This is a genomic window from Streptomyces sp. NPDC058663 (assembly GCF_042716745.1).
GTDB lineage: Bacteria > Actinomycetota > Actinomycetes > Streptomycetales > Streptomycetaceae > Streptomyces.
In genome coordinates, this window is record NZ_JBHXRV010000013.1 from 115,847 (window position 1) to 136,164 (window position 20,318).

Here is a 20,318-nt window from a genome sequence, read left to right on the forward strand (position 1 = left end):
GAGCAGCCGTGACGGCACCTTCCTCCCTCCGAGCGCCCGCACCGGCCGCGCTCTTCCCTTCTCTCTTCCACCATGCCGGGGTCGACGGCTTCGTCCACGTCCTCGATGTGGATTCCGGGGCCGAGATCGCCTACCGGGCTGACCAACCGGTGGTCCTCGCTTCCGTGCGCAAGATCGCCATCGCGCTCGAATATGCCCGCCAGGCCGCTGCCGGCACTCTCGACCGGGCCTCCCGGCACACGGTGCGGGCGGCCCAGAAGGAGGGCGGCGGCATCGGCACCGACGGGTGCCTGGACGACGTGACGCTGGCCGCCCGCGACCTGGCGTACTTCATGATGGCGATGAGCGACAACGCCGCCACCGACACCCTGCTCTCCCTCGTCGGCGCCCACCGCGTACGGGCCACCCTCGACGAACTCGGCGTCAGCGGATTTCCCGTCGGCACCGGACGTGAGCTGTACGGCCACGAGTGGGCCGAGCTGGGCATCGACCCCGAGGGCGATATCGACGCCCAGCTGGAGCACATCGACGAGGCGCGCATCCGCGCGCTGTCGATCCTCGACCCGCAGATCGCGCAGGCGAGCACACCTCGCGAAGTCACCGCACTGCTCGCCGCGATCTGGCGCGACGAAGCCGGCCAGGCGCAGGCGTGCGCCGAAGTAAGCGAGCTGATGACACGCCAGCTCTCCCGGCACCGCCTCCTGGCCGCCTTTGAGGACGGCATCAAGGTCGCGGCCAAGAACGGCTTCATGTGGAACCTCCGCAACGAGGCCGGTGTCGTCGAGTACCCCGACGGCAAGCGCTACGCCGTCGCCGTGTTCCTGCGCACCCACTCCCTGGCCACCCGCCAGCCGAAGGCCGACGCCGCGATCGGGCGCGCAGCCCGCACGGCGATCGACCTCCTCCGGGCCTGACGCAGCCCCCGCTCAAGGAGTACCCATGACCACCGACCCATCCACCACCCCAGCGCCCACCCCGGCCCCGACGCTGCGCTCGATATTCAACGACGCGGGGGCAGAGGGCTTCGTGCACGTGCGTGACCTCGACACCGAGGCCGAAGTGTCCTTGCGTGCCGATGAACGGGTCGTCCTGGCCTCCGTGTTCAAAGTGCCGATCCTGCTGGAGTACGCCCGCCAGGCAGCGTCCGGAACACTCGACCGGCAGGCCCGGCACACGGTCACCGCCCCTTACCGGATGGGGGGTTCGGGCAGTGACGGGTGTGCGTACGACATCGAGCTGAGCACCCGCGACCTCGCGTACCTGATGATGTCGATCAGCGACAACGCGGCCACCGACCTCCTTCTGGACGTCGTCGGCCTGACGGAGGTCCGTGCCACCCTCGACGCCCTCGGTTTCCCCGGCTTCGGGGTCTCCGGGTGCCGGGAACTGGACGAGCCCGTACGCCGCGACCTGCACATGCCGCCCGACGCCGACTTCGACTCCTGGGTGGCCGCAGCCGACGAGGAGACGATTCGCCGGCTCAGCGTGCGCGACCCCGCCCGGGTGCCCTCCAGCACACCGCGCGAGGTGACCGCGCTGCTGGCGGCGATCTGGCAGGACCGGGCCGGGCCCGCCGAGGCGTGCGCGGAGGTGCGGGCCGTGATGGGCCGGCAGGTGTGGCAGCACCGGCTCACCTCCGGATTCGAGGACGGCGTACGGATCGCGGGCAAGACCGGCACCGAGTTCGGCATCCGCAACGAGGCCGGTGTCGTCGAGTACCCCGATGGCAGCCGTTACGCCGTCGCCGTGTTCCTGCGTACGCACTCGATGGCCGACCGGCAGCCCCGCGCGGACGCAGCGATCGGACAGGCGGCACGGGCCGCCATCGAATTCCTCCGCGCCTGAGCCGGCCTTCCCGCCGTCCTTATCGAGCCTGCCCCCTTGTAACCGGACACCCGGTTCCCCGGCCGCCCATGGCCCACCCCCCTGCTCACTCTGCTTTTGGAGCCCTCGATGACACGTGTGCGCAAGGCGGCACGGTGTATGGCGTGGTGTACCGCGGCGATGCTGTTGGCCGCCGGTTGCGGCAGTCCCCCCTCGGCCGGTTCGGTCGGCGGTGACACCTTCAGTTTCGCCGTCAAAGGAGATCCGGGCCTGCTCGATCCGGCACAGGTCCGCAACACCACCACGTACACGGCGCTGTCCCTGGCCTACGACACCCTCGTCCACGTCGAACCGGACGGGAAGGTCGTCTCCGGCGTCGCTCGGAGCTGGGAGGTCGGCCCCTCGTCGGTCACCTTCGCCCTGCGGCCGGACGTGACCTGCTCGGACGGCAGCCCGGTGACCCCCGCCACCGTCGCGGAGAACGTACGCCACCTCACCGACCCGGCCACCAAGTCGCCGACGCTCGGCGTCACCGTCCCCGAGGGGCTGACCGCGAAGGCGGACACGGCTGCGGGGAAGGTGACGCTGTCCACGCCGAAGCCGTTCGCGTTCATCCTGGAGAGCACCCGGTTCATGTTCCTGGTGTGCGGCAAGGGGCTGAAGGACCGCTCCGTCCTGGCCCGTACGACATCCGGCTCCGGGCCGTTCACTCTGACCTCGGCCAGGCCCAACCAGCTCTACACCTACAAGCTGCGCAAGGACTACACCTGGGGCCCCGGCGGCGCGACCGCCAAGGACCCCAGGATGCCGGGCACGTTCGCCCTCAAGGTGGTGCCCAGTGAACAGACCGCGGCGAACATGATGATCTCCAACCAGCTCAACGGGGCGATGCTCAACGGCCCCGACCGGGCCCGCATGCAGAAGATCCCCGGTGTGACGATCACCGAGCAGTCCATCGGCCCCTCCGAGTTCTTCTTCCACCAGGGAAAGGGCCACCCCGGACAGGACCCGGCACTGCGCCGGGCACTGCTCCAGGCCGTGGACCTGCGGCAGTTGGGCGCCATCGCCTCCAGCGGAACCGGCCGCAAAGCCACCGGACTCGTCCAGAACCCGCGCCCGTGCCCCGGCGACACCGTCTCCGGCAACCTGCCCGCCCCCGACCAGGCGGCCGCCGAGAAGGCCCTGGACGCCGCCGGCTGGCAGCGGGGCAAGAGCGGTACCCGGACCAAGAACGGCACACCTCTCAGGATCCGCATGGTGTACGGGGCCTCCTCCGGTGAGGCCGCCACTGCCGCCGCCGAGTACCTGGCGCAGGCGTGGCAGGACGTGGGCGTCCAGGTCGAATTGCGGGGTGTCGTGGACGCCGCGTACGCCGAGGTGGAATCGGTGACCCAGGACTGGGACGTGATCTGGGAGCCGCTCGGCGTCACCCTCCCCACCCAGCTCTTCGGCATGCTGTCCGGGCCCTTCACCCCGGACGGCGGAAACTTCGCCCACCTCACCAACACCCGCTACGAACGGCTCGTCGCCGAGGCGGGCAAACGGCCGGGAAGCGAAGGCTGCGCCCAGTGGCAGGCCTCCGAGGAAGCCCTGCTGCGCAGCGGTGACATCGTCCCGGTCGTGGACCGCACGGCGACCGTCGCGGCCCGCAACGCCACCTTCCGGATCATGTCCGGCCTCTTCGAACCGACCTCGATCCGGATGACCGGAGACGGACAATGACTCTCGCCGCACCCGCACACGAAGTGTCCGACCCCGCGCGTACCCGTGCCCGCACCCTGACGCCACGGTTCTTCGCCCGGCACCTGATCCGCTTCATCCTCTCCCTGACGGCACTGCTGGTCGCCTCGTTCGCGATGATCCACCTCATCCCCGGCGACCCGCTGCGCAAGATGCTCGGCCCCTCCGCACCCAAGGAGCTCATCGAGCAGCGACGTCACGAGCTCGGGCTCGACGACGCGATACCCGTGCAGTTCGGCCGCTACCTGAGCGATGTGTTCAGCGGCGACCTGGGCACCTCGTTCCTCTCCGCGCAACCGGTGTCGACCGTCATCCGCGACGGCCTGCCCAACACCCTGGCGCTCGCCCTGCTCGCCACCCTCGTGGCACTGCTGGTCGCGGTGCCGCTGGGCATGTGGGGCGCCGTCCGCACCGAGAACGGCCGCAGCCGGCGCACCGAGAGCACCTTCGGCGTACTCACCGGTGCCGCCGTGGCCGTCCCCGAGTACCTGTACGCCCTCGCCCTGGTTATCGTGTTCGCGCTCGGGCTGAGCTGGTTCCCGCCCGCCGGCCTGACCGGTCCGAACTCGTACGTGCTTCCCGTGCTCGCCCTCGGGATCGGGCCGGCCGCGATGATCGCCCGGGTGGCCCGGGTGGAGACCCTGCGCGAGCTCAGCTCCGACTACATGCGCCTGGCCCGCGCCAAGCGCCTGCCCTCCGGGCGGCTCTACGTGCGGCATCTGCTGCCCAACACCCTGACCGCCACCCTCACCATGGGCGGCCTGCTGCTCAGCGGCCTGATCACCGGAAGTGTGCTGGTGGAGAACGTCTTCGCCTGGCCGGGGCTGGGGCTGCGCACCGTCGAGGCGATCACGCAGAAGGACTATCCCGTCGCCCAGGCCGTGATCCTCGTCTACGGCGCGATCGTGCTCACGGTGAACTTCGTGGTCGACCTCGCTCTGGGCGCCCTGGACCCGAAGTCCGCCTTGAGCGCCGGCAAGGAGAACTGATGCACCGCACGTGGAAGTTGTTCAGGAATCCGTCCGCCCTCATCGGCGCACTGCTCGTCGCCGTACTGATTGTCCTCGCGGTCGTCGCCCCGCTCCTCTGGGACGAGGCGGCCACCCGGTTCGACCCCGACTCCATCAACGCCGGCTCCTCTGCCGCGCATCCGCTGGGCACCGACGCACTCGGCCGCGACCTCCTGGCCCGCACCCTGGTCGCCACCCGGCTCTCCCTCGAACTGGCGGCCCTGGCCACCGCGATCGGAGCGTTCCTCGGCATACTGCTGGGCGTGCTGCCGACCGTCCTGCCCCGCCGGACGGGCCGGTTCGTGGTCGGTGTGGTGGACGCCTTGGTGGCCTTCCCCTCGCTGCTCCTGGCCATGTTCACCGCGGTGATCGTCGGGCTCGGCGCACAGGGTGCGGTGCTGGGCATCGGGGTGGCGCTTGCGCCCACGTTCGCCCGCATCACCCACACCCTGACCTCGTCGATCGCCCAGGCCGACTACATCGCCGCCGCCCGCATGCTTCGGGTGCCACGCCTGCGCGTCCTGACCCGGCACGTCCTGCCGAACATCGCCGAACCGCTCATCCTCAACCTCACCCAGGCCATGGGCGGCGCCCTGCTCGGGCTCTCCGCGATGTCCTTCCTCGGCCTCGGCGTGCAACCTCCGTCGTACGACTGGGGGCGCCTGCTCTTCGAGGCGTTCGGCCACGTCTATGTGACTCCCGTCGTCATCGTCGGACCCGCCGTCGCCGTCACCCTCGCCGGAGTCGGCTTCACCCTGCTCGGCGACACGTTCGCCAAAGCCGCGGCACGGAACTCGCAGACCGGCGGCACCGTCACAGCCCCCCGTGCGGAGCCGGCCACCGAGGCGCCGGAGCCGGACGCGGTCCTGGAGGTCCGCGACCTGACGGTCTCCTTCCCCGGCAACGCGCATCCCGTACGGAACCTCTCGCTGACCGTCCGGGCCCGCGAGATCGTCGGCCTGCTCGGCGAGTCCGGCAGCGGCAAGAGTATGACCGCCGCCGCGATCGGCCACCTCGTCCCCTACCCGGGACAGATGACGGCCGCTCGCTACCGGCTGTGCGGCACCGACGTCGACACCCTGAACGCCCACGACCGGCGCAAGCTCCTCGGCTCGTCCCTGGCGATGGTCTTCCAGGACCCCACCGCCTCCCTCAACCCGGCCCTGCGCATCGGCGGCCAGCTCGCCGAGGTCGCCACCGTCCACTCCGGAGCCACCAAGACGCAGGCGCACGAGCGCGCGGTCGAGCGCCTCACCCAGGTCCGCATCCGCGAACCGCACACCACCGCAGGCCAGCACCCGCACGAACTGTCCGGCGGCATGCGCCAGCGCGCCGTGATCGCCATGGGCCTCATGGGAACCCCGCAACTGATCATCGCCGACGAGCCGACCACCGCCCTCGACGTCACCGTCCAGCGCGAAGTACTGCGCCTGCTGCGGGAGGTCGTCGACGACAGCGGCGCCGGCGCCCTGTTCATCTCGCACGACATCGCCGTCGTCAGCGAACTCTGCGACCGCGTCGTGGTGATGTACGCGGGCCGGGTGGTCGAGGAGCTGTCCGTGCACAAGCTCGCCACCGAGGCCGCCCACCCCTACACCCGGGCACTGATCGGCTCCCTTCCAGACATGAGCACCGACCGCACACAGCCCCTGGACACCATCCCCGGCCGCCAGCCCGCACCCGCCGAAGTCCCCTCCGGATGCGCCTTCGCACCACGGTGCGCTCTGGCCACCGACCGCTGCCAGGTACGCCCGGACCTCGTAGAACTCACCCCCGGCCACCGTGCCGCCTGCTGGGAGGCACAGTGAAGATCACCGAACTGACCGTGCGGTACGGCAGGTTCACCGCCGTCGACAACCTCTCGCTGGAGGTACCGGCCGGGTCGGTGGTCGGCCTCGTCGGCGAATCCGGGTCGGGCAAGTCCACCGTCGCGCGCGCCGTCGCCGGCCTGACCCCCTGCCGGGGCAAGATCACGGGCATCGACCGTACCCGCATCCAGATGGTCTTCCAGGACCCCTACTCCTCCCTCAACCCCCGCATGACCGTGGGCGCCTCCATCACGGAAGGGCTCGGCCCACGGGCCCGCCGTACCGAACGCTCAGCAGGGGTCGCACGGCTGCTGGACCTCGTCGCACTACCGTCCGCCGCAGCACAGAAGTACCCCCGGGAGCTGTCCGGCGGCCAGCGCCAGCGCGTGGCCGTCGCCCGCGCCCTGGCCGCACAACCGGCACTGCTGATCGCGGACGAGATCACCTCCGCCCTGGACGTGTCCGTGCAGGGAGCCGTCCTCAACCTGATCCGGGATCTGCGCACCGAACTCGGCCTGTCGATGCTGTTCATCTCGCACAACCTGGCCGTCGTCCGCTACGTGGCCGATACCGTCGCCGTGATGCGCGCGGGCCGCCTGGTGGAGGCGGGCCCCGTCGACGAGGTCATCGGAACGCCCCGCCACGACTACACGCGCTCCCTGCTGGACGCGGTCCCACGGCTCGCCCGCAGTTGAACCGGCACAGAAGAACGGCTTTGGGGCCGACCCTCCAAGGGCCGGCCCCGAAGCCGTTCTCACTTCCCCCGCAGAAGCGGGGCGGGCGCGTCCTAGAGCGGGACCCATTCGCTGGACGTCGTCACTTCGTCCAGGAAGCCGGCCACCGGTTCCACGCCCAGGCCCGGCCCGGTCGGCACGTCAAGATGGCCGTCGGCGAGTTCGAAGGGGGCGGTGATGTCGGTGGCGAAGTAACGGCTGGAGCCCGACGTGTCGCCGGGCAGGGTGAAGCCCGGCAGAGCCGCCAGTGCCACGTTGGCAGCACGGCCGAGGCCGGTCTCCAGCATGCCGCCGCACCACACCGGCACGCCGTGCGCCACGCATACGTCGTGGATGGCCTTGGCCTCCAGGTAGCCGCCGACCCGGCCGGGCTTGACGTTGATGATGGAGCAGGCACCCAGCGTGATCGCCGCCGCGGCGTCCTCGGCGGACTCGATCGACTCGTCCAGACAGACGGGCGTACGCAGCTGGCGGGCCAGCGCCGCGTGCTGGACGAGGTCGTCGTCGGCGAGCGGCTGCTCGATAAGGAGCAGGTCGAAGGCGTCCAGCTTGGCCAGCTGGCGGGCGTCGGCCAGCGTGTACGCGGCGTTGGCGTCGACCTGCAGGAGCAGGTCGTCGCCGAAGCGTTCGCGCACCGCCCGCACCGGGGCCACGTCCCAGCCAGGCTCGATCTTCAGCTTGATGCGTGCGTAACCCTCGTCGATGAACCCGCCGACGGAGTCCAGGAGCTGGGGGATCGAGTTCATGATGCCGACCGACACCCCGCACGGGACCCGGTCGCGGTCGGCACCCAGGTACCCGCCGAACGACTCGCCCGACATCCGGAGCTGGGCGTCGAGCACTGCCGTCTCCAGGGCCGCCTTGGCCATCTTGTGCCCCTTGAAGGGCCGCAGCGCCCGCTTGACCGCATACCCGTCCACCGCCTCGGGCAGCGCGGGAATCAGGAAGCGGCGCAGTACGTCGACGGCGCCGTCGACGTACTCGGAGCAGTAGCGCGGCTCGGACATCGCCACACACTCGCCCCAGCCCTCGCTCTCCGGGGTGACGACACGGACGAGCAGTACATCGCGTGTGGTTTCCACGCCGAAGGAGGTACGGAAGGGTGCCTTCAGCGGCATGGCGATCCGTCGCAGTTCGATTCCGTTGATCTTCATAGTGAGCTGGCTCCAGAAAGAGGGTGGGGCTGGGCGGTGGTGGCGCGTTCGACCACGTAAGCGGTGCGGTGGTGGAAGCCGGTGACGCGGGCGCCCTCGGCGAGCAGGCCGCCCAGCACCTCGCGCGTCGCAAGCCGCCATTCCTTGGCCGCCCCCGGGTCGGTGCGGCGCAGTCCCTCGATGTCGGGCGGAACCTCGACGAGGAGAGTGCGCGCGTCCTGACTGCCAAGGACCGGCCGGCCCTCGCGTACAGCCAGCGCTGTAACAGCCTCGGCAGGCACGGGCTCGGCACGCGGCGCACCTGCCGCGGCAGAGATGGCTGCGGGGTGGGACAAGTCCCAGGAACAGAGGGCCCGGTCGGTGTCGTCGCCGCCGTTGATCGCGTCGTCCATCGGCCCGTAGAAGCAGGGCAGGTACTCGATCGGGCGTGCGCCGAGCTTGGTCAGATTGAAGTGAGCGTTGCGGCGCACGAGAGGGTCGTACGTCCAGGTGATCTGTGAGAGCCCGCGGGTCAGGGCCCAGTCGCGCTGGTGCAACTTGAGAGCGAGACCTGCGGCACGGCCGGGAAGTGCACCGGTGACATGGGAGTGCAGCACCTGTCCGACAGGGGCGGCGAAGAAAGCGACCGACGCACCGATCAGCACGCCGTCCGCATAGGCTCCGGCAACGTAGTTCCCGGCGTGCGAGAGGGCTCGCATCTGTTCCACGCCCATCGGGGAGGCGCCCGGTTCGGCACCCCAGATCTGCTCGAAGAGTGCGTTGGCCTCTTCGAGTTCGCTGAGCTCGTGCAGCTCACGCACGACCGGGGTGCTCATCGGACCACCTCCGCGACGAGAGCAGCGAGAAGCCGGGACCGCGGGACCATCTCGCCGACGATCACGTGCTCGTGATCGGCGTGCGCGCCCCCGCCGATGGCGCCGAGACCGTCCAGAGTCGGGCAGCCAAGCCCCGCGGTGAAGTTCCCGTCGGACGCCCCGCCGACCGACGCCGACGCCAGGGGCGGCAGTCCCTGCCGTTGGGCGAGCGCACTCGCACGCCGGAACAGGTCGGCGGACGACATCTCCTCCAGGGGAGGACGGTTGGGCCCTCCGCGTACCTCCAACTGCGCTCCCGAGACGGTCGCCGTGAGCGCCCTCAGTGCCGTATCCACCTTCGACTGGGCGGCGAGCGTCGGTACCCGGACGTCCACGCTGACCGTCGCCGTCGCGGGCACCGTGTTGGTCGCCGAACCGGCGGTGACCACCGTGGGCGTCACCGTGGTCCGCCAGTCCTCAGGTGCACCGACGTTGACTTCGGCAGCCACCTCGCCGAGCGCGAGGATCAGGTGCGCCGCCTCGACCGCCGCGTTGACGCCCTTCTCCGGCTCGAGCCCGGAGTGGGCCGCCCTGCCGTGGACCACCAACTCGTACTGAGAGGTGCCCTTGCGTCCGGTCTTCAGCGCCCCACCGTCGGCAGACGCCTCCAGCACGAACGTCGCCACACAGCTTCGGGCCGTCTCCTCGATGAGCGCCCGCGACGTGTCCGAGCCGACCTCCTCGTCCCCCGTCACCAGCACGCATACGCCCTCCAGGGACGGCAGCGAGGCCAGCGCGTGGAACATCTGCACCAGCCCGGCCTTCATGTCGAAGACCCCGGGCCCACGTGCCACCCCCTCGGCCACCGACCACGGGTGAGTGGCCAGCGACCCCATGGGCCACACCGTGTCGTGGTGACCGAGCAGCAGCACCCGGGGCGCACCGAAAGCCCACCGCAGATGAGTCACTCCGTCGACGACGAGCCGCTCCGGCTCGGCTCCCAGCAACCGGGCCCCCTGCACGGCCACCAGGTCCGCGCTGCGGGCGACCGCGTCGAGATCCGCGGAGAAGGACTCGCACAGCACGAGCTCCGACAGGTCCGCGAGCATCGCGGAGAGCTGTTCCTCCTGGCCGGCCCCGCTCATCGGCCCCTGCCAAGACCGGCGCGGAAGACCCGCAGAACGTTGCCGCCCAGGACGGCACGGATGCTGTCCTCAGGGAACCCGCGCTTGACCAACGCCTCCGTGAGCGCAGGCAGTTCGGCCGGGCCGTCGAGGCCAGGAAGCGATGCGTCCAGCGCCACGCCCGTGTAGTCGTTACCGTCGCAGCACGGCGGCGTGATGTCGGCTGCCACCTCCTTGAGGAAATCCGGCCCGATACCCACGTGCTCGATGCCGACCAGGTCGGCGATGTACTCGATGTGGTCGACGACGCGCTCGATGGTCCGCAACTCGGGATCGGCCGCCAGGAAGTCCGGGACGAAGTTGACGCAGACGACGCCGCCGGTCGCGGCCACGCCGCGGATCTGGTCGTCCGTGAGGTTGCGGTGGTGGTCGCACAGGGCGCGCGCCGCCGAGTGCGAGGCGATCAGCGGGCGGGTCGCCAGCTCCAGCACGTGGGCCACACCGCTAGCGCCGAGGTGGGATATGTCGAAGACGACGCCCAGGCGCTCCAGCTCGGCGAGTGCAGCCACGCCCTCGCTGGTGAGCCTGGAACCGGTGGCGTCCTCGCCGCTGCCGTCTCCGAGCGGAGAGCGGCCCCAGTGCGCGATCGAGGCCACCCGTACACCGAGCCGGTGCAAGGTACGGAACAGTTCCACGTCCGCGTCGACACCAGGCGCGCCCTCCAGCGCGAGCACCAGGGCGATCTTGTCCTGAGCGAGCGCGGCGTCGATGTCGCCACCGTCCAGGCACAGGTGGACGTCGTCGGCGTTGCCCTCGGCGAGGGCATGGGCGCACTCGATCATCCGCAAGGTGCGGCGCAGGGCCCCTTCGGGGCGGAACTGATCGTCCACGAAGACAGGCAGGACCTGAAGGTTCACCCCGCCCTCGATCAGTTGCGGCAGCCACCGTTCGCGGAAGAACTTGGCCCACCGGTGTGGAGGCCGTTCCACCACGGACATGAGCAGGTCGTTATGTGTATCGGCGACGATCGCGCGCTCGTGCAGGTCTCGGGTCATCTTCGGCTCCTTGGGAGAGACATGTTCCCGACGCTATGAGAGTGCGAGCGCAGAGAGTTCGTCGTAGAGACCCAAGAAAGCCAGCTTGATCCGTACCGGGCTACCGCATCGGGCCCAACCTCCACCCCGCCCCCGCCACATCCGGGCCGGTCAAACAGGTCTGGTGTGACCGCACCGACCGATTCATCGCCTTTCGTTGCGACCGACGAAGTCGCAGCAGACGCAGCACCGAAGACTGACGTCCATGCACCCGACACCAACGGCCACACCGGCACCGACTCCTGCGACGGGGTCGCCCGCGGGAGAGCTCAGAAGACACCCGGAGGTGCGTGGGCCGCACGCCCCAACTCCTCTGCTGGGGGTTCTCGGGGGCATGGGCCCCCTGGCCACCGCCCACTTCTACCGCTGTCTGATCGACCGCACGCCCGCCGGCCGCGACCAGGAGCACCTGCCTGTCGCCATCTGGGCCGACCCCACTGTCCCCGACCGGACCAAGGCCCTGCTGGGGAGAGGTCCCTCCCCACTCCAGGCGATGCTGACCGGACTGTCCTGGCTCGCCCAGGCCGGCGCCACCTGTGTGGCGATTCCCTGCAACACCGCCCACGCCTACCGAGATGCCCTGTGCGACCACACCGACCTCCCGGTGCTCGACATGGTCTCGATCGCCCTACGCGCCTGCCAGGCCCGGGAACCGTCCCTGCGAAACGTGGGCATCCTCGCCACCGAGGGCACCCGCCGGGCACGCCTGTACGAAGCTGCCGCAGACCGGCTCGACCTGCGCATCATCCACGTCACCCAAGACACCCAGAACCAGTGCGTGAACAACGCCATCGCAGCCGTCAAACAGGGACATCAGCTCACCCCCGCCCAAGCTCACATTACCGCCGCCACCCGCGAACTCCACGACGCGGGAGCAGGAATGGTCATCGCCGCTTGCACCGAGATTCCCCTGATCTCGGACGAGGCGCATAAGGTCCTTCCCCTCCTGGACTCGACCGCCTCCTTGGCCGACCACGCACTCGCAGTCCTCATTCCCGACCTCCATCGGGCTCACGCGGAACGAAGAGTGAATTGAACTGGGTTCGTAGCAGCCCTGCAGCAGGCCTGGACCCCGGGGGAGCAGGGGTTGCCATCGGACCACTACCTAACGGTGTCCGTCAGGTAGTGGTACGGGGCGCCGCGCTGAGCCGTACTCCTTCGTCGCCGCCCGCTTCCCGCTGTCGGTTCAGCTGACGATCTTGTCTCCGTCGGGTACGTCCTCGACGGTGACGGAGGATCGGGGCAGGCCGAGTCCTTGGGACACCTCCCAGCCGAGACCGTCGGCGTCCTGGCCCGTCGGGACCGGCACCCGCTCTCCCTGTAACTCTCGATCGCCTTGGTGAAGTAGCTCGAGTGCCACGCGCCCACGGCTCCCCTGACCTGGACGGCGGTCACGGGGCGGCGGCCGACCATTTCGTCGAGTGCGGCAAGGATCGCGTCGGACCGCAGTTCGCCGGCACCTGCATCAGGCAGGCGTGCGCGCCGACCAGGTGGCCGTAGCCGAGCCGCACGGTAGTGGTGAGGCAGCGGGTGACGCCCGGGGAGTCGAGGATCCTCAGCCCGCGCATACGGTTGTCCCCCGATCGGCAGAGGCGCGGCTCGCTCTTGCGGACCAGGTCTTGGCCTCCGGAGGCGTCGATACTGGACGGCATGGCACACCTCGACTTTCCTCCCTTCCGTCGCGGTCTCCTGGCGGGGAGAGTGTGGCGTGGCGTGGGGCGTGCCGGGGCGGAGGTGCTGGGTGTCCTGGCCGGCGGGCTGCTGGTGTGGGGCTGGGCGGCCCTGGTAGGGGCCTTGCCGCACGCCCGTGTGCAGCTGGGTGTGGTGGTGGCCGCGGCTGTGTTGCTGTTTCCGTGGCAGCGGCGTCACCCGGTGGCGGTTCTGGCGGTGCTCGCGGTGTTGACCGGGCCTGTGACCGGCGTGGGACCCCTCACCGCGGTGGCCGCGTACCGGGTGGCCCGCCGGACCACCTCCGTACGGCGGCGCGCCCAGCTGCTCGGCGCGGCCGGGGCGGTTGTGGTGGCGGGGGCGACGGCGGCGGCGTCCTGGACGGGCCCGGGCACCCTGCTTCATGGGTGCGCCCTTGGGTGTGTCATGGCCGCTACCGGGGTGGTTGCGCCGGGGCTCGTGGGCACGGCCCGCGGTCAGCAGGAGCGGTTGGTGATCGCGTGGCGTGAACGCGGGCAGGCGGCCGAACGGGCGCGGCTGGCCGCTGACAGTGAGGCGCGGACCCGTGAGCGTTCCCGGATCGCTGCCGAGATGCACGACCTGGTCGGGCACCGGCTCAGTCTGATCTCGCTGCACGCGGGCGGTCTGGAGTTGGCGGCCGGCAAGCTCGACCCCGAACTGCGGGACCACGCCGTCCTGGTGCGCCGGGCCACGAGGGACGCCATGCGCGAGCTGCAGCAGGCGCTCGGCATCCTCGGCCCGGCGGAGCGGAGCGGCGGCCGCCACACGCTCACCGACGCCACGGGTACCCGCGGGGACATCGAGACGCTCGTGGAGCGGTCCGCCGACGGTGGTGTCGCCGTACGTCTTGAGTGGGCGGGTGCGGACCTGGACACGGCCGCGGCTGCGGTGCGCCGCGCGGTCCACCGCGTCGTGCGCGAAGCGCTGACCAACGCGCACCGTTACGCCCCCGGTGCGGACGTCACGGTGGCAGTGGCGCACGAGGAGGACGCGGTGCGGGTCGAGGTCCGCAACGGGGCTCCCACCGGGCCCGGGGGTCCGATCTCGCCGTCGGTGGGCACCGGTCGGGGGCTGACCGCGTTGCGGGAACGGGTGGAGGTGCTGGGCGGGGTCTTCGAGGCCGGTTCGCTGCCGTCGGGCGGCTTTCGGGTCACGGCCGTCGTACCGGCCGGGGGGCGGGAGGGCGTCTCGGCGCCACGGGCCGACCCGCCCGCAGCCCCTGGGGCTGCGGGCGCCTCGGGTGCCACCGCCTCGGGATCACCGCTCGCGCAGGGGCTGATGGCGTTTCTCGCCTGGGCGGTGCTGGTCGCGCTGATGGCGCTGGGTACGGCCTACGTCCACGGGAGCGCGCCGCACGAACCCTTCCCGGCCGGATCCTACGAGCCCCGGCTCGGCATGACCTACCGGCAGGTCGCCGAGTTCGGCGTCACCGACGACGCCATAGTGCGCGCGGCAGCCACCGGACATGAGCCGCCACGCCCCGCCCGGGCCGCCGGCTGCGTCTATCCCCGTTACGGGGACGGCACCCGCCGGTCCGGCGGCGTGAAACTCGCCCGCTACTGCTTCGACTCCCGCGAGCATCTGATCGCCATCGACCGCTTCACCGTCCCCGCCGTCCGCGAGAGCGCCACCTGGGAGAAGCCGTGACCCCGACCGACCGGCCCGTGCGCGTGCTGCTCGCCGACGACGAGGAGATGATCCGCCACGGGGTGCGGCTCATCCTGCGGCACGCCGAGGGCATCGACGTCGTCGCCGAGGCGGTGGACGGCCGCCAGGCCGTTGAACTCGCCGCCGTCCACCGCCCGGATGTGGCGCTGGTCGACATCCGCATGCCCCTCTGCGACGGCCTGTCGGCCATCGGTCCGCTGCTGGCCCTGGATCCGGCGCCCCGGGTGCTGATGCTGACGACCTTCGGTGACGAGGAGAACGTCGTTGAGGCCCTGCGCGCCGGGGCCGCCGGTTTCCTGCTCAAGAACGACGGCCCCCAGGAGCTGATCGGCGCGGTCCACGCAGCAGCCGCCGGGGGAGCCGTCCTCTCGCCGGGGGTCACCGGGTCGGTGATCTCCCGGATGCTGCGCGGCGACACCGCCGACGCCGACCGCCAGGACGCCGCCGATAGCGGCCGGGTGGCTGCGCTCACCGCCCGGGAGCGCGAGGTCCTGGCCATGCTGGGAGAGGGGCTGTCGAACCCGGACATCGCCCTGCGACTGGGCATCGGGGCGGGCACGGTCAAGTCCCACGTCGCCGCGATCCTGGAGAAGACCGGCTCGGCCAGCCGTGTGCAGGCCGCCCTTCTCGCGTACCGCACCGGCATGGTGGGCTGAGGGGTTCCTCGAGCGGTTGCCGCATCCGCCTACCGGCGTACGTGAGGGAGTATCGCCTCTGCCGACCGGCAGAGCGGCAACCGCGTCTCCCCGCCCGGACGGCAGAGCCCGTGACGAACCTTGCGGCCGATGTTTGCGCAGGTCAGCGCCGAGACGATGGAGATCCAGGGCCCGCGGAACCTCCCGCGAGCCCACGTCCCGTCCGGAGCCCCTCATGTCTCTGACGCTTCCCCCAGCCCCAGCCGCCCTCGTGGAGCCGGCTGCCCGCGCGACCGCCCTGACCAAGACCTACGGTGCCGGTGAAACCCGCGTCACTGCACTCGACGGGGTGTCCGTGGAGTTCGCCCGGGGCCGTTTCACCGCGGTGATGGGGCCCTCGGGGTCGGGTAAATCCACGCTTATGCACTGCATGGCGGGCCTGGACACCGTCACCTCCGGATCCACGCGGATCGGCGGCGTCGAACTCGCGGCGCTGAACGACAGCCACCTCACCCGGCTGCGGCGGGAGAAGGTCGGCTTCGTCTTCCAGGGCTTCAACCTGCTGCCCACCCTCAGCGCGCTGGAGAACATCCTGCTGCCGCTGCGCCTGGCCGGACGCGGGCCCGACCCGGCCTGGCTGGACACGGTGGTTCGCACCGTCGGCCTGGGGGACCGGCTTGCCCACCGGCCGGCCGAGCTCTCCGGGGGCCAGCAGCAGCGCGTCGCCGTCGCCCGCGCGCTCGTCTCCCGTCCCGACATCGTCTTCGCCGACGAGCCCACCGGGAACCTCGACTCCCGCGCCGGCGGCGAGGTCCTCGGCTTTCTGCGGGACTCCGTGCGGGAGCTGGGGCAGAGCGTGGTCATGGTCACCCACGACCCCGTGGCCGCGGCCTACGCCGACCGCGTCGTCTTCCTCGCCGACGGCCGCCTGGTGGACGACCTCCCCGAGCCGGACGCGGCCTCGGTCGTGGAGCGGATGCTCGCCCTCGACACCGACGGCGCCCCGCGGCGCCCGTCCGCCACCGCCCACGCCCGCCCCTCCTAACTCGCCCCCCACCCCCCGGGCCGCGCCCCACTGACCGCCCCGCCACCCCGTACCCGCCTACCGGGAGTTCCCTCGTGCTACGCACCACCCTGCGCAACGTCCTCGCGCACAAGAGCCGCCTGCTCATGACCGTCCTCGCGGTCTGCCTCGGGGTCGCCTTCATCTCCGGCTCCCTCGTCTTCGCCGACTCCACTACCGCCGCCTACCGCGCGTCCCTGACCCAGCGCTACGCCCCGGTCTCCGTCGAGCCCGTGTCCCCGCCGGGCGCCGGGCCGCGCGAGGCGCGCTCCGCCCTGGACGACGCCCTCGTGCGGCGCGTCGCCGCTGTGCCCGGCGTCGCCTCCGCCCGGCCGGTGGCCGACGGTTCGGTAGCTCTCGCCGCCAAGGACGGAACACCCCTGCGCCCTACCGGGCAGGCCGAGTTGGGCCAGGCATACCTCCCCCAAGCCGACGGCAAGGACGTCCATCACCCGCTGCTGACCGGCCGCGCGCCCCGCGACGGCAACGAGGTCGCCCTGGCACAGGAGACCGCGCGCGCCGGCGGCTACACCCTCGGCGACACCGTGACGCTCGCTGTCGACGGCCCGGTGCACACCATGCGCCTGGTCGGCATCGTCGGGAGCAACGACCCTCGGGTCGGCCGGGGCGCCACCCTGGCCGTCTTCGACAAGGACACCGCACAGCAGCTGTTCTGCGCACCCGGCCGCTGGAGTGGCATCGAGTTGACCCCCGCACCCGGCGTCGACGAGTACACGCTCGCCCGCGACGTCGGCAAGGTCCTCCCCGATGGCCGTGCGAAAGCAGTCACCGCGACCGCGCGCACCGACCAGCAGAGCGCGTACATTGCCTCCAAGTCGAAGAGCTACGCACAACTGCCCCTGCTCTTCGCCGTGGTGTCGCTGTTCATCGGCTCCCTGCTCATCGTCAACACCTTCACGCTGCTCGTCGCCGGCCGCACCAAGGAGATCGCCCTGCTGCGCGCGGTCGGCGCCACCCGCCGCCAGGTCGCCCGCTCGGTCCTGGCCGAGGCCACCCTGCTGGGGCTGGTGGCCTCCGCTCTCGGCTTCGTCCTCGGCCTCGGGGTGGCCGCCGCACTGCCCGCCGCCCTCGCCACCGGTGACCACCCGCTCCCCGCCGGACCCCTGGTGATCGGCCCCCTGCCGGTCATCGCCGCCCTCACGGTCGGCGTCGGCGTCACCGTCGCGGCCGCGTGGCTGCCCTCGCGCAAGGCCGCCCGCATCGCCCCCGTGGAGGCGATGCGGGCGGCCGCTCCACTGTCCACGGCCACCGCCTCCCGGGCACGGGCCGCCCTCGGCGCCGTCCTGCACGCCGGCGGCGTCGGGCTGCTGTTCTCCCTCGACGGCGCCGACAGCGCCTCGGACGCCGCCGTGAACAGCGCACTGGCCGGCACCGGCCTCCTCGTCGTCGGACTCCTCCTGCTCGCCCCGCGCCTGGCCCGCCCCGTGGTGCGGACGATCAGCCGGAGCTTCACCCGGTTCGGCGTCAGCGGCGCCCTGGCCCGGAACAACGCCCTGCGCGACCCTCGCCGCACCGCTGCCACCGCCGTCGCCCTGATGATCACCACCACCCTCGTCACCGGCCTCGCCGTCGTCCAGCACTCCGCGAGCCGCGCCCTGGACGCCCAGGCCGCGGCGGGGCTCTCGGCCGACTACGTCATCAGCGCGGACGACGCCACCTCGGGCTCCGTGGACGCCGCCGCTGTGCGCCGGGCGGCCGCCGTGCCGGGCGTCACCACCGCATCCGCCGTCGCCGACTCCGTCATCTCCGCCGGCGCCCTCGCCAAGGAGGTCTCCGGCATCGACCCGCGCACCGTGGGCAAGGTGATGAACCTGCACTTCACCAACGGCTCCGCGACCGACATCGGCCCCGACCGCATCGCCGTCTCCCACACCTTCGCCCGCGACCACCGCCTCACCACCGGCTCCACCATCGAAGCGAGCATCGGCCCCGGCCAACCGGACCGACGCCTGACAGTCGTGGGCGTCTACGACGACAACCCCACCGCCCGCGACGCCCTCGCCCTGCGCGAGGACGTGCAGCGGCAGAGCTTCCTGCGCGACTCCCTCCAGCGCGTCCTCGTCGCCGTCGACCCGGCCAAGACTCCGGCCGACCTGCCGCGGCGCCTGCGCAAGGCCGTCGACGACAGCCCGCTCCTCAAGGTCCAGGACCGCGACCAGCTCGTACGGGAGCAGGCAGGAACCGCCGGCACCCTGCTCGACCTGGTCTTCGGCCTCCTCGCCCTCGGCGTGGCCATCTCCACCCTCGGCATGGTCAACACCCTCGCGATGTCCGTCACCGAACGCACCCGCGAGATCGGCGTCCTGCGCGCCATCGGCATGGACCGCGCCGACGTCCGCCGCATGATCCGCCTGGAATCCCTCGCCGTCGCCACTTTCGGCACCCTCCTCGGCGTGGCCGCAGGCCTGTTCAGCGCATGGAAAGTCAGCGGCCTGGCCACCGGCGCCATCCCGCAATACACCTTCTCCCCACCCTGGGGCACCCTCACCCTGACCGTCGTCCTCGCACTCACCGTCGGCGTCGCCGCAGCCGCCCTCCCCGCACGCCGCGCCGCGCGACTGGGGCCCTTCGAGGCGGTCGCGACCTCGTAAATCCCCCGCGGCAACCAGAGCCGATGCTCGGGCACACCGCCCGGCGTCGGCTTCCGCCATGTGTGCGAATTCGAATCGTCACCCCTGCCCGGTCGGCTCCGTCCGGGACCCGCCTGCCAGGGGCCGGGCGTGCGCAACCCACCGGGACCGAAGGCTGCGCGGTGCCCCTGAAAAGATGCGGGAAGTGTACAGTCGTGTACATGAGTGACACTTTGCCGATCACCGAGGCACGCGCCACCTTGGGGGCGCTGGTGCGCCGCGCGTCGCACGCACGCGAGCGGATCACCATCACCGACCACGGTCAGCCCGCAGCGGTCCTGATCAATCCGCAAGAACTCGCGGACCTCGAAGACGCACTCGCCCTGGCGCAGTACCGCAACCGCCAAACGGCCGGTACCGCAGCCGGGGTCCCGCAGGACGAGGTACGCACCCGGCTCGGGCTGGAGCGTTCTTGACCTACACGATCCTGTGGGACGAAGCCGCGATCGACGCAGCCGCCCGGTTCCTCAAGGACGACCAGGACGGCCTGCGCCAGCTGGTGGACACAGTCGACCTCCTCGCTCAACAGCCCAGCCCCGCAGGCACCGCCGAGTACGGCTCGCCGGACCTGCGCCGGATGCACGTGGGCCGCTACCGGGTCCTGTACGAAATCGTGGACGAGACGGTCACCATCGTGGTCATCCACGTCGGGCGAACCGGCTGATTCCAGGCTCTCCACGAGAAGCCGCCCGGCGTCCAGCCGTCGGGCGTGACGTAGGCAGGTGGCCGCGATCCTAGGGAGGGGTGAGCTGGGCACTGAGAACCGGTGCGATGTCCAGATCACGGGGATCCAGCCCGACGCCCAATTCCTCCGCGAGCCGAAGGAACAACCGCCGCGGCCCCAGTGGGCCGTAGTAGCCGGCCTCCGGGTCCGCACCATGCTTCCGCAGCTCGGAATCGAAGCGCGAGGGCGCACCCTCTACGAGGTCCTTCAGTTCGATGCTTGCCTCCGAGCTGAACCCGGAGAGCACCTGACCGTCCTCTGCGTACCAGAACTCCGCTGGACCCTCGCTGAAATGCAGCACGACGGCGGCCGTCCCCTTCGACGCATCGCTGATCAGCTGGGTGCCCTGGACACACCGCCAACTGGAATGTTCCCAGACCCATGCCCAGTCGCCCCATCGGCCAGCACTCACCAGATAGGCGTCCAGGTCGGACAGACGGCTCCCGAACTCATCGTGAAAGTCATTCTGGTCCCGGACGGCCACGGTCGCCGCATCAACACCCATCCGTTCCAGGAGCTCCAAACCGGTGACGCCCTTCACGAAGGTCAGGCTTACAAGCGGCAGATCCCTCTCGAACATCCAGCACAAACCGGTCACCGACATCC

General features: G+C 71.1%; 20 protein-coding genes. 13 read left to right on the plus strand and 7 right to left on the minus strand.

Annotated features, from left to right (window positions below; translation table 11 throughout):
- Positions 1-8: 8 nt before the first annotated feature.
- From ACFWVV_RS12340 to ACFWVV_RS12365, 6 genes are all read left to right on the plus strand, one after another.
- On the plus strand, positions 9-914 hold the full coding sequence (locus ACFWVV_RS12340; RefSeq protein WP_384347325.1) for a serine hydrolase: 906 nt from the start codon (positions 9-11) through the stop codon (positions 912-914).
- A gap of 25 nt (positions 915-939) precedes the next feature.
- Complete coding sequence (locus ACFWVV_RS12345; RefSeq protein WP_384347322.1) at positions 940-1,845, plus strand: serine hydrolase; 906 nt, start codon at positions 940-942, stop codon at positions 1,843-1,845.
- Positions 1,846-1,983: 138 nt separating this feature from the next.
- Positions 1,984-3,546 (plus strand): ABC transporter substrate-binding protein, encoded by a 1,563-nt coding sequence (locus tag ACFWVV_RS12350; protein ID WP_384347319.1) that lies wholly within the window; start codon positions 1,984-1,986, stop codon positions 3,544-3,546.
- The gene (locus tag ACFWVV_RS12355) at positions 3,543-4,553 is read left to right on the plus strand and encodes an ABC transporter permease (RefSeq protein ID WP_384347316.1); all 1,011 of its coding nucleotides are present in this window, start codon (positions 3,543-3,545) and stop codon (positions 4,551-4,553) included. Before ACFWVV_RS12350 ends, ACFWVV_RS12355 begins: the two co-directional genes overlap by 4 nt.
- Complete coding sequence (locus tag ACFWVV_RS12360) at positions 4,553-6,382, plus strand: dipeptide/oligopeptide/nickel ABC transporter permease/ATP-binding protein (protein WP_384347313.1); 1,830 nt, start codon at positions 4,553-4,555, stop codon at positions 6,380-6,382. Before ACFWVV_RS12355 ends, ACFWVV_RS12360 begins: the two co-directional genes overlap by 1 nt.
- Positions 6,379-7,077, plus strand: a complete 699-nt coding sequence (locus ACFWVV_RS12365) for an ABC transporter ATP-binding protein (RefSeq protein ID WP_384347310.1) — start codon at positions 6,379-6,381, stop codon at positions 7,075-7,077. The genes ACFWVV_RS12360 and ACFWVV_RS12365 overlap by 4 nt, the downstream gene beginning before the upstream one ends.
- A 92-nt stretch (positions 7,078-7,169) precedes the next feature.
- Here the strand turns inward: ACFWVV_RS12365 and menC are convergent, their stop codons facing one another.
- From menC to ACFWVV_RS12385, 4 genes are read right to left on the minus strand one after another with little or no spacing between them, the layout of a single operon-like run.
- Complete coding sequence (menC, locus tag ACFWVV_RS12370; RefSeq protein ID WP_384347307.1) at positions 7,170-8,270, minus strand: o-succinylbenzoate synthase; 1,101 nt, start codon at positions 8,268-8,270, stop codon at positions 7,170-7,172.
- Positions 8,267-9,085 (minus strand): GNAT family N-acetyltransferase, encoded by an 819-nt coding sequence (locus ACFWVV_RS12375; RefSeq protein WP_384347304.1) that lies wholly within the window; start codon positions 9,083-9,085, stop codon positions 8,267-8,269. The genes menC and ACFWVV_RS12375 overlap by 4 nt, the downstream gene beginning before the upstream one ends.
- Complete coding sequence (locus ACFWVV_RS12380; protein ID WP_384347301.1) at positions 9,082-10,209, minus strand: M20 family metallopeptidase; 1,128 nt, start codon at positions 10,207-10,209, stop codon at positions 9,082-9,084. The genes ACFWVV_RS12375 and ACFWVV_RS12380 overlap by 4 nt, the downstream gene beginning before the upstream one ends.
- Positions 10,206-11,243, minus strand: a complete 1,038-nt coding sequence (locus ACFWVV_RS12385) for a dipeptidase (protein WP_384347298.1) — start codon at positions 11,241-11,243, stop codon at positions 10,206-10,208. Before ACFWVV_RS12385 ends, ACFWVV_RS12380 begins: the two co-directional genes overlap by 4 nt.
- Before the next feature lie 325 nt (positions 11,244-11,568).
- On the opposite strand from ACFWVV_RS12385, the gene ACFWVV_RS12390 reads away from it, so the two are divergent.
- Positions 11,569-12,318: an aspartate/glutamate racemase family protein gene (locus tag ACFWVV_RS12390; RefSeq protein ID WP_384347295.1), complete on the plus strand. Its 750-nt coding sequence runs from the start codon at positions 11,569-11,571 to the stop codon at positions 12,316-12,318.
- Between the two features lie 150 nt (positions 12,319-12,468).
- Here ACFWVV_RS12390 and ACFWVV_RS12395 read toward each other — a convergent pair whose 3' ends face one another.
- On the minus strand, positions 12,469-12,591 hold the full coding sequence (locus tag ACFWVV_RS12395) for a hypothetical protein (protein WP_384347292.1): 123 nt from the start codon (positions 12,589-12,591) through the stop codon (positions 12,469-12,471).
- Between the two features lie 82 nt (positions 12,592-12,673).
- Positions 12,674-12,934: a hypothetical protein gene (locus ACFWVV_RS12400; protein ID WP_384347289.1), complete on the minus strand. Its 261-nt coding sequence runs from the start codon at positions 12,932-12,934 to the stop codon at positions 12,674-12,676.
- On the opposite strand from ACFWVV_RS12400, the gene ACFWVV_RS12405 reads away from it, so the two are divergent.
- From ACFWVV_RS12405 to ACFWVV_RS12430, 6 genes are all read left to right on the plus strand, one after another.
- Complete coding sequence (locus ACFWVV_RS12405; RefSeq protein ID WP_384347286.1) at positions 12,933-14,618, plus strand: sensor histidine kinase; 1,686 nt, start codon at positions 12,933-12,935, stop codon at positions 14,616-14,618. The two genes, ACFWVV_RS12400 and ACFWVV_RS12405, sit on opposite strands and share 2 nt — an antisense overlap.
- The gene (locus tag ACFWVV_RS12410) at positions 14,615-15,295 is read left to right on the plus strand and encodes a response regulator (RefSeq protein WP_384347283.1); all 681 of its coding nucleotides are present in this window, start codon (positions 14,615-14,617) and stop codon (positions 15,293-15,295) included. The genes ACFWVV_RS12405 and ACFWVV_RS12410 overlap by 4 nt, the downstream gene beginning before the upstream one ends.
- Positions 15,296-15,509: 214 nt before the next feature.
- Positions 15,510-16,319: an ABC transporter ATP-binding protein gene (locus ACFWVV_RS12415; RefSeq protein WP_384347280.1), complete on the plus strand. Its 810-nt coding sequence runs from the start codon at positions 15,510-15,512 to the stop codon at positions 16,317-16,319.
- A 74-nt stretch (positions 16,320-16,393) separates the two neighbouring features.
- Positions 16,394-18,949, plus strand: coding sequence for an ABC transporter permease (locus ACFWVV_RS12420; protein WP_384422668.1), 2,556 nt, complete (start codon positions 16,394-16,396; stop codon positions 18,947-18,949).
- 200 nt (positions 18,950-19,149) lie between these two features.
- Positions 19,150-19,404: a type II toxin-antitoxin system Phd/YefM family antitoxin gene (locus ACFWVV_RS12425; protein ID WP_384347275.1), complete on the plus strand. Its 255-nt coding sequence runs from the start codon at positions 19,150-19,152 to the stop codon at positions 19,402-19,404.
- Positions 19,401-19,652, plus strand: coding sequence for a type II toxin-antitoxin system RelE/ParE family toxin (locus ACFWVV_RS12430; protein ID WP_384347272.1), 252 nt, complete (start codon positions 19,401-19,403; stop codon positions 19,650-19,652). Before ACFWVV_RS12425 ends, ACFWVV_RS12430 begins: the two co-directional genes overlap by 4 nt.
- A 70-nt stretch (positions 19,653-19,722) precedes the next feature.
- Here ACFWVV_RS12430 and ACFWVV_RS12435 read toward each other — a convergent pair whose 3' ends face one another.
- A complete protein-coding gene (locus ACFWVV_RS12435; protein ID WP_384347269.1) occupies positions 19,723-20,316 on the minus strand; it encodes a DUF6461 domain-containing protein in 594 nt (197 codons plus the stop codon).
- Positions 20,317-20,318 lie beyond the last annotated feature (2 nt).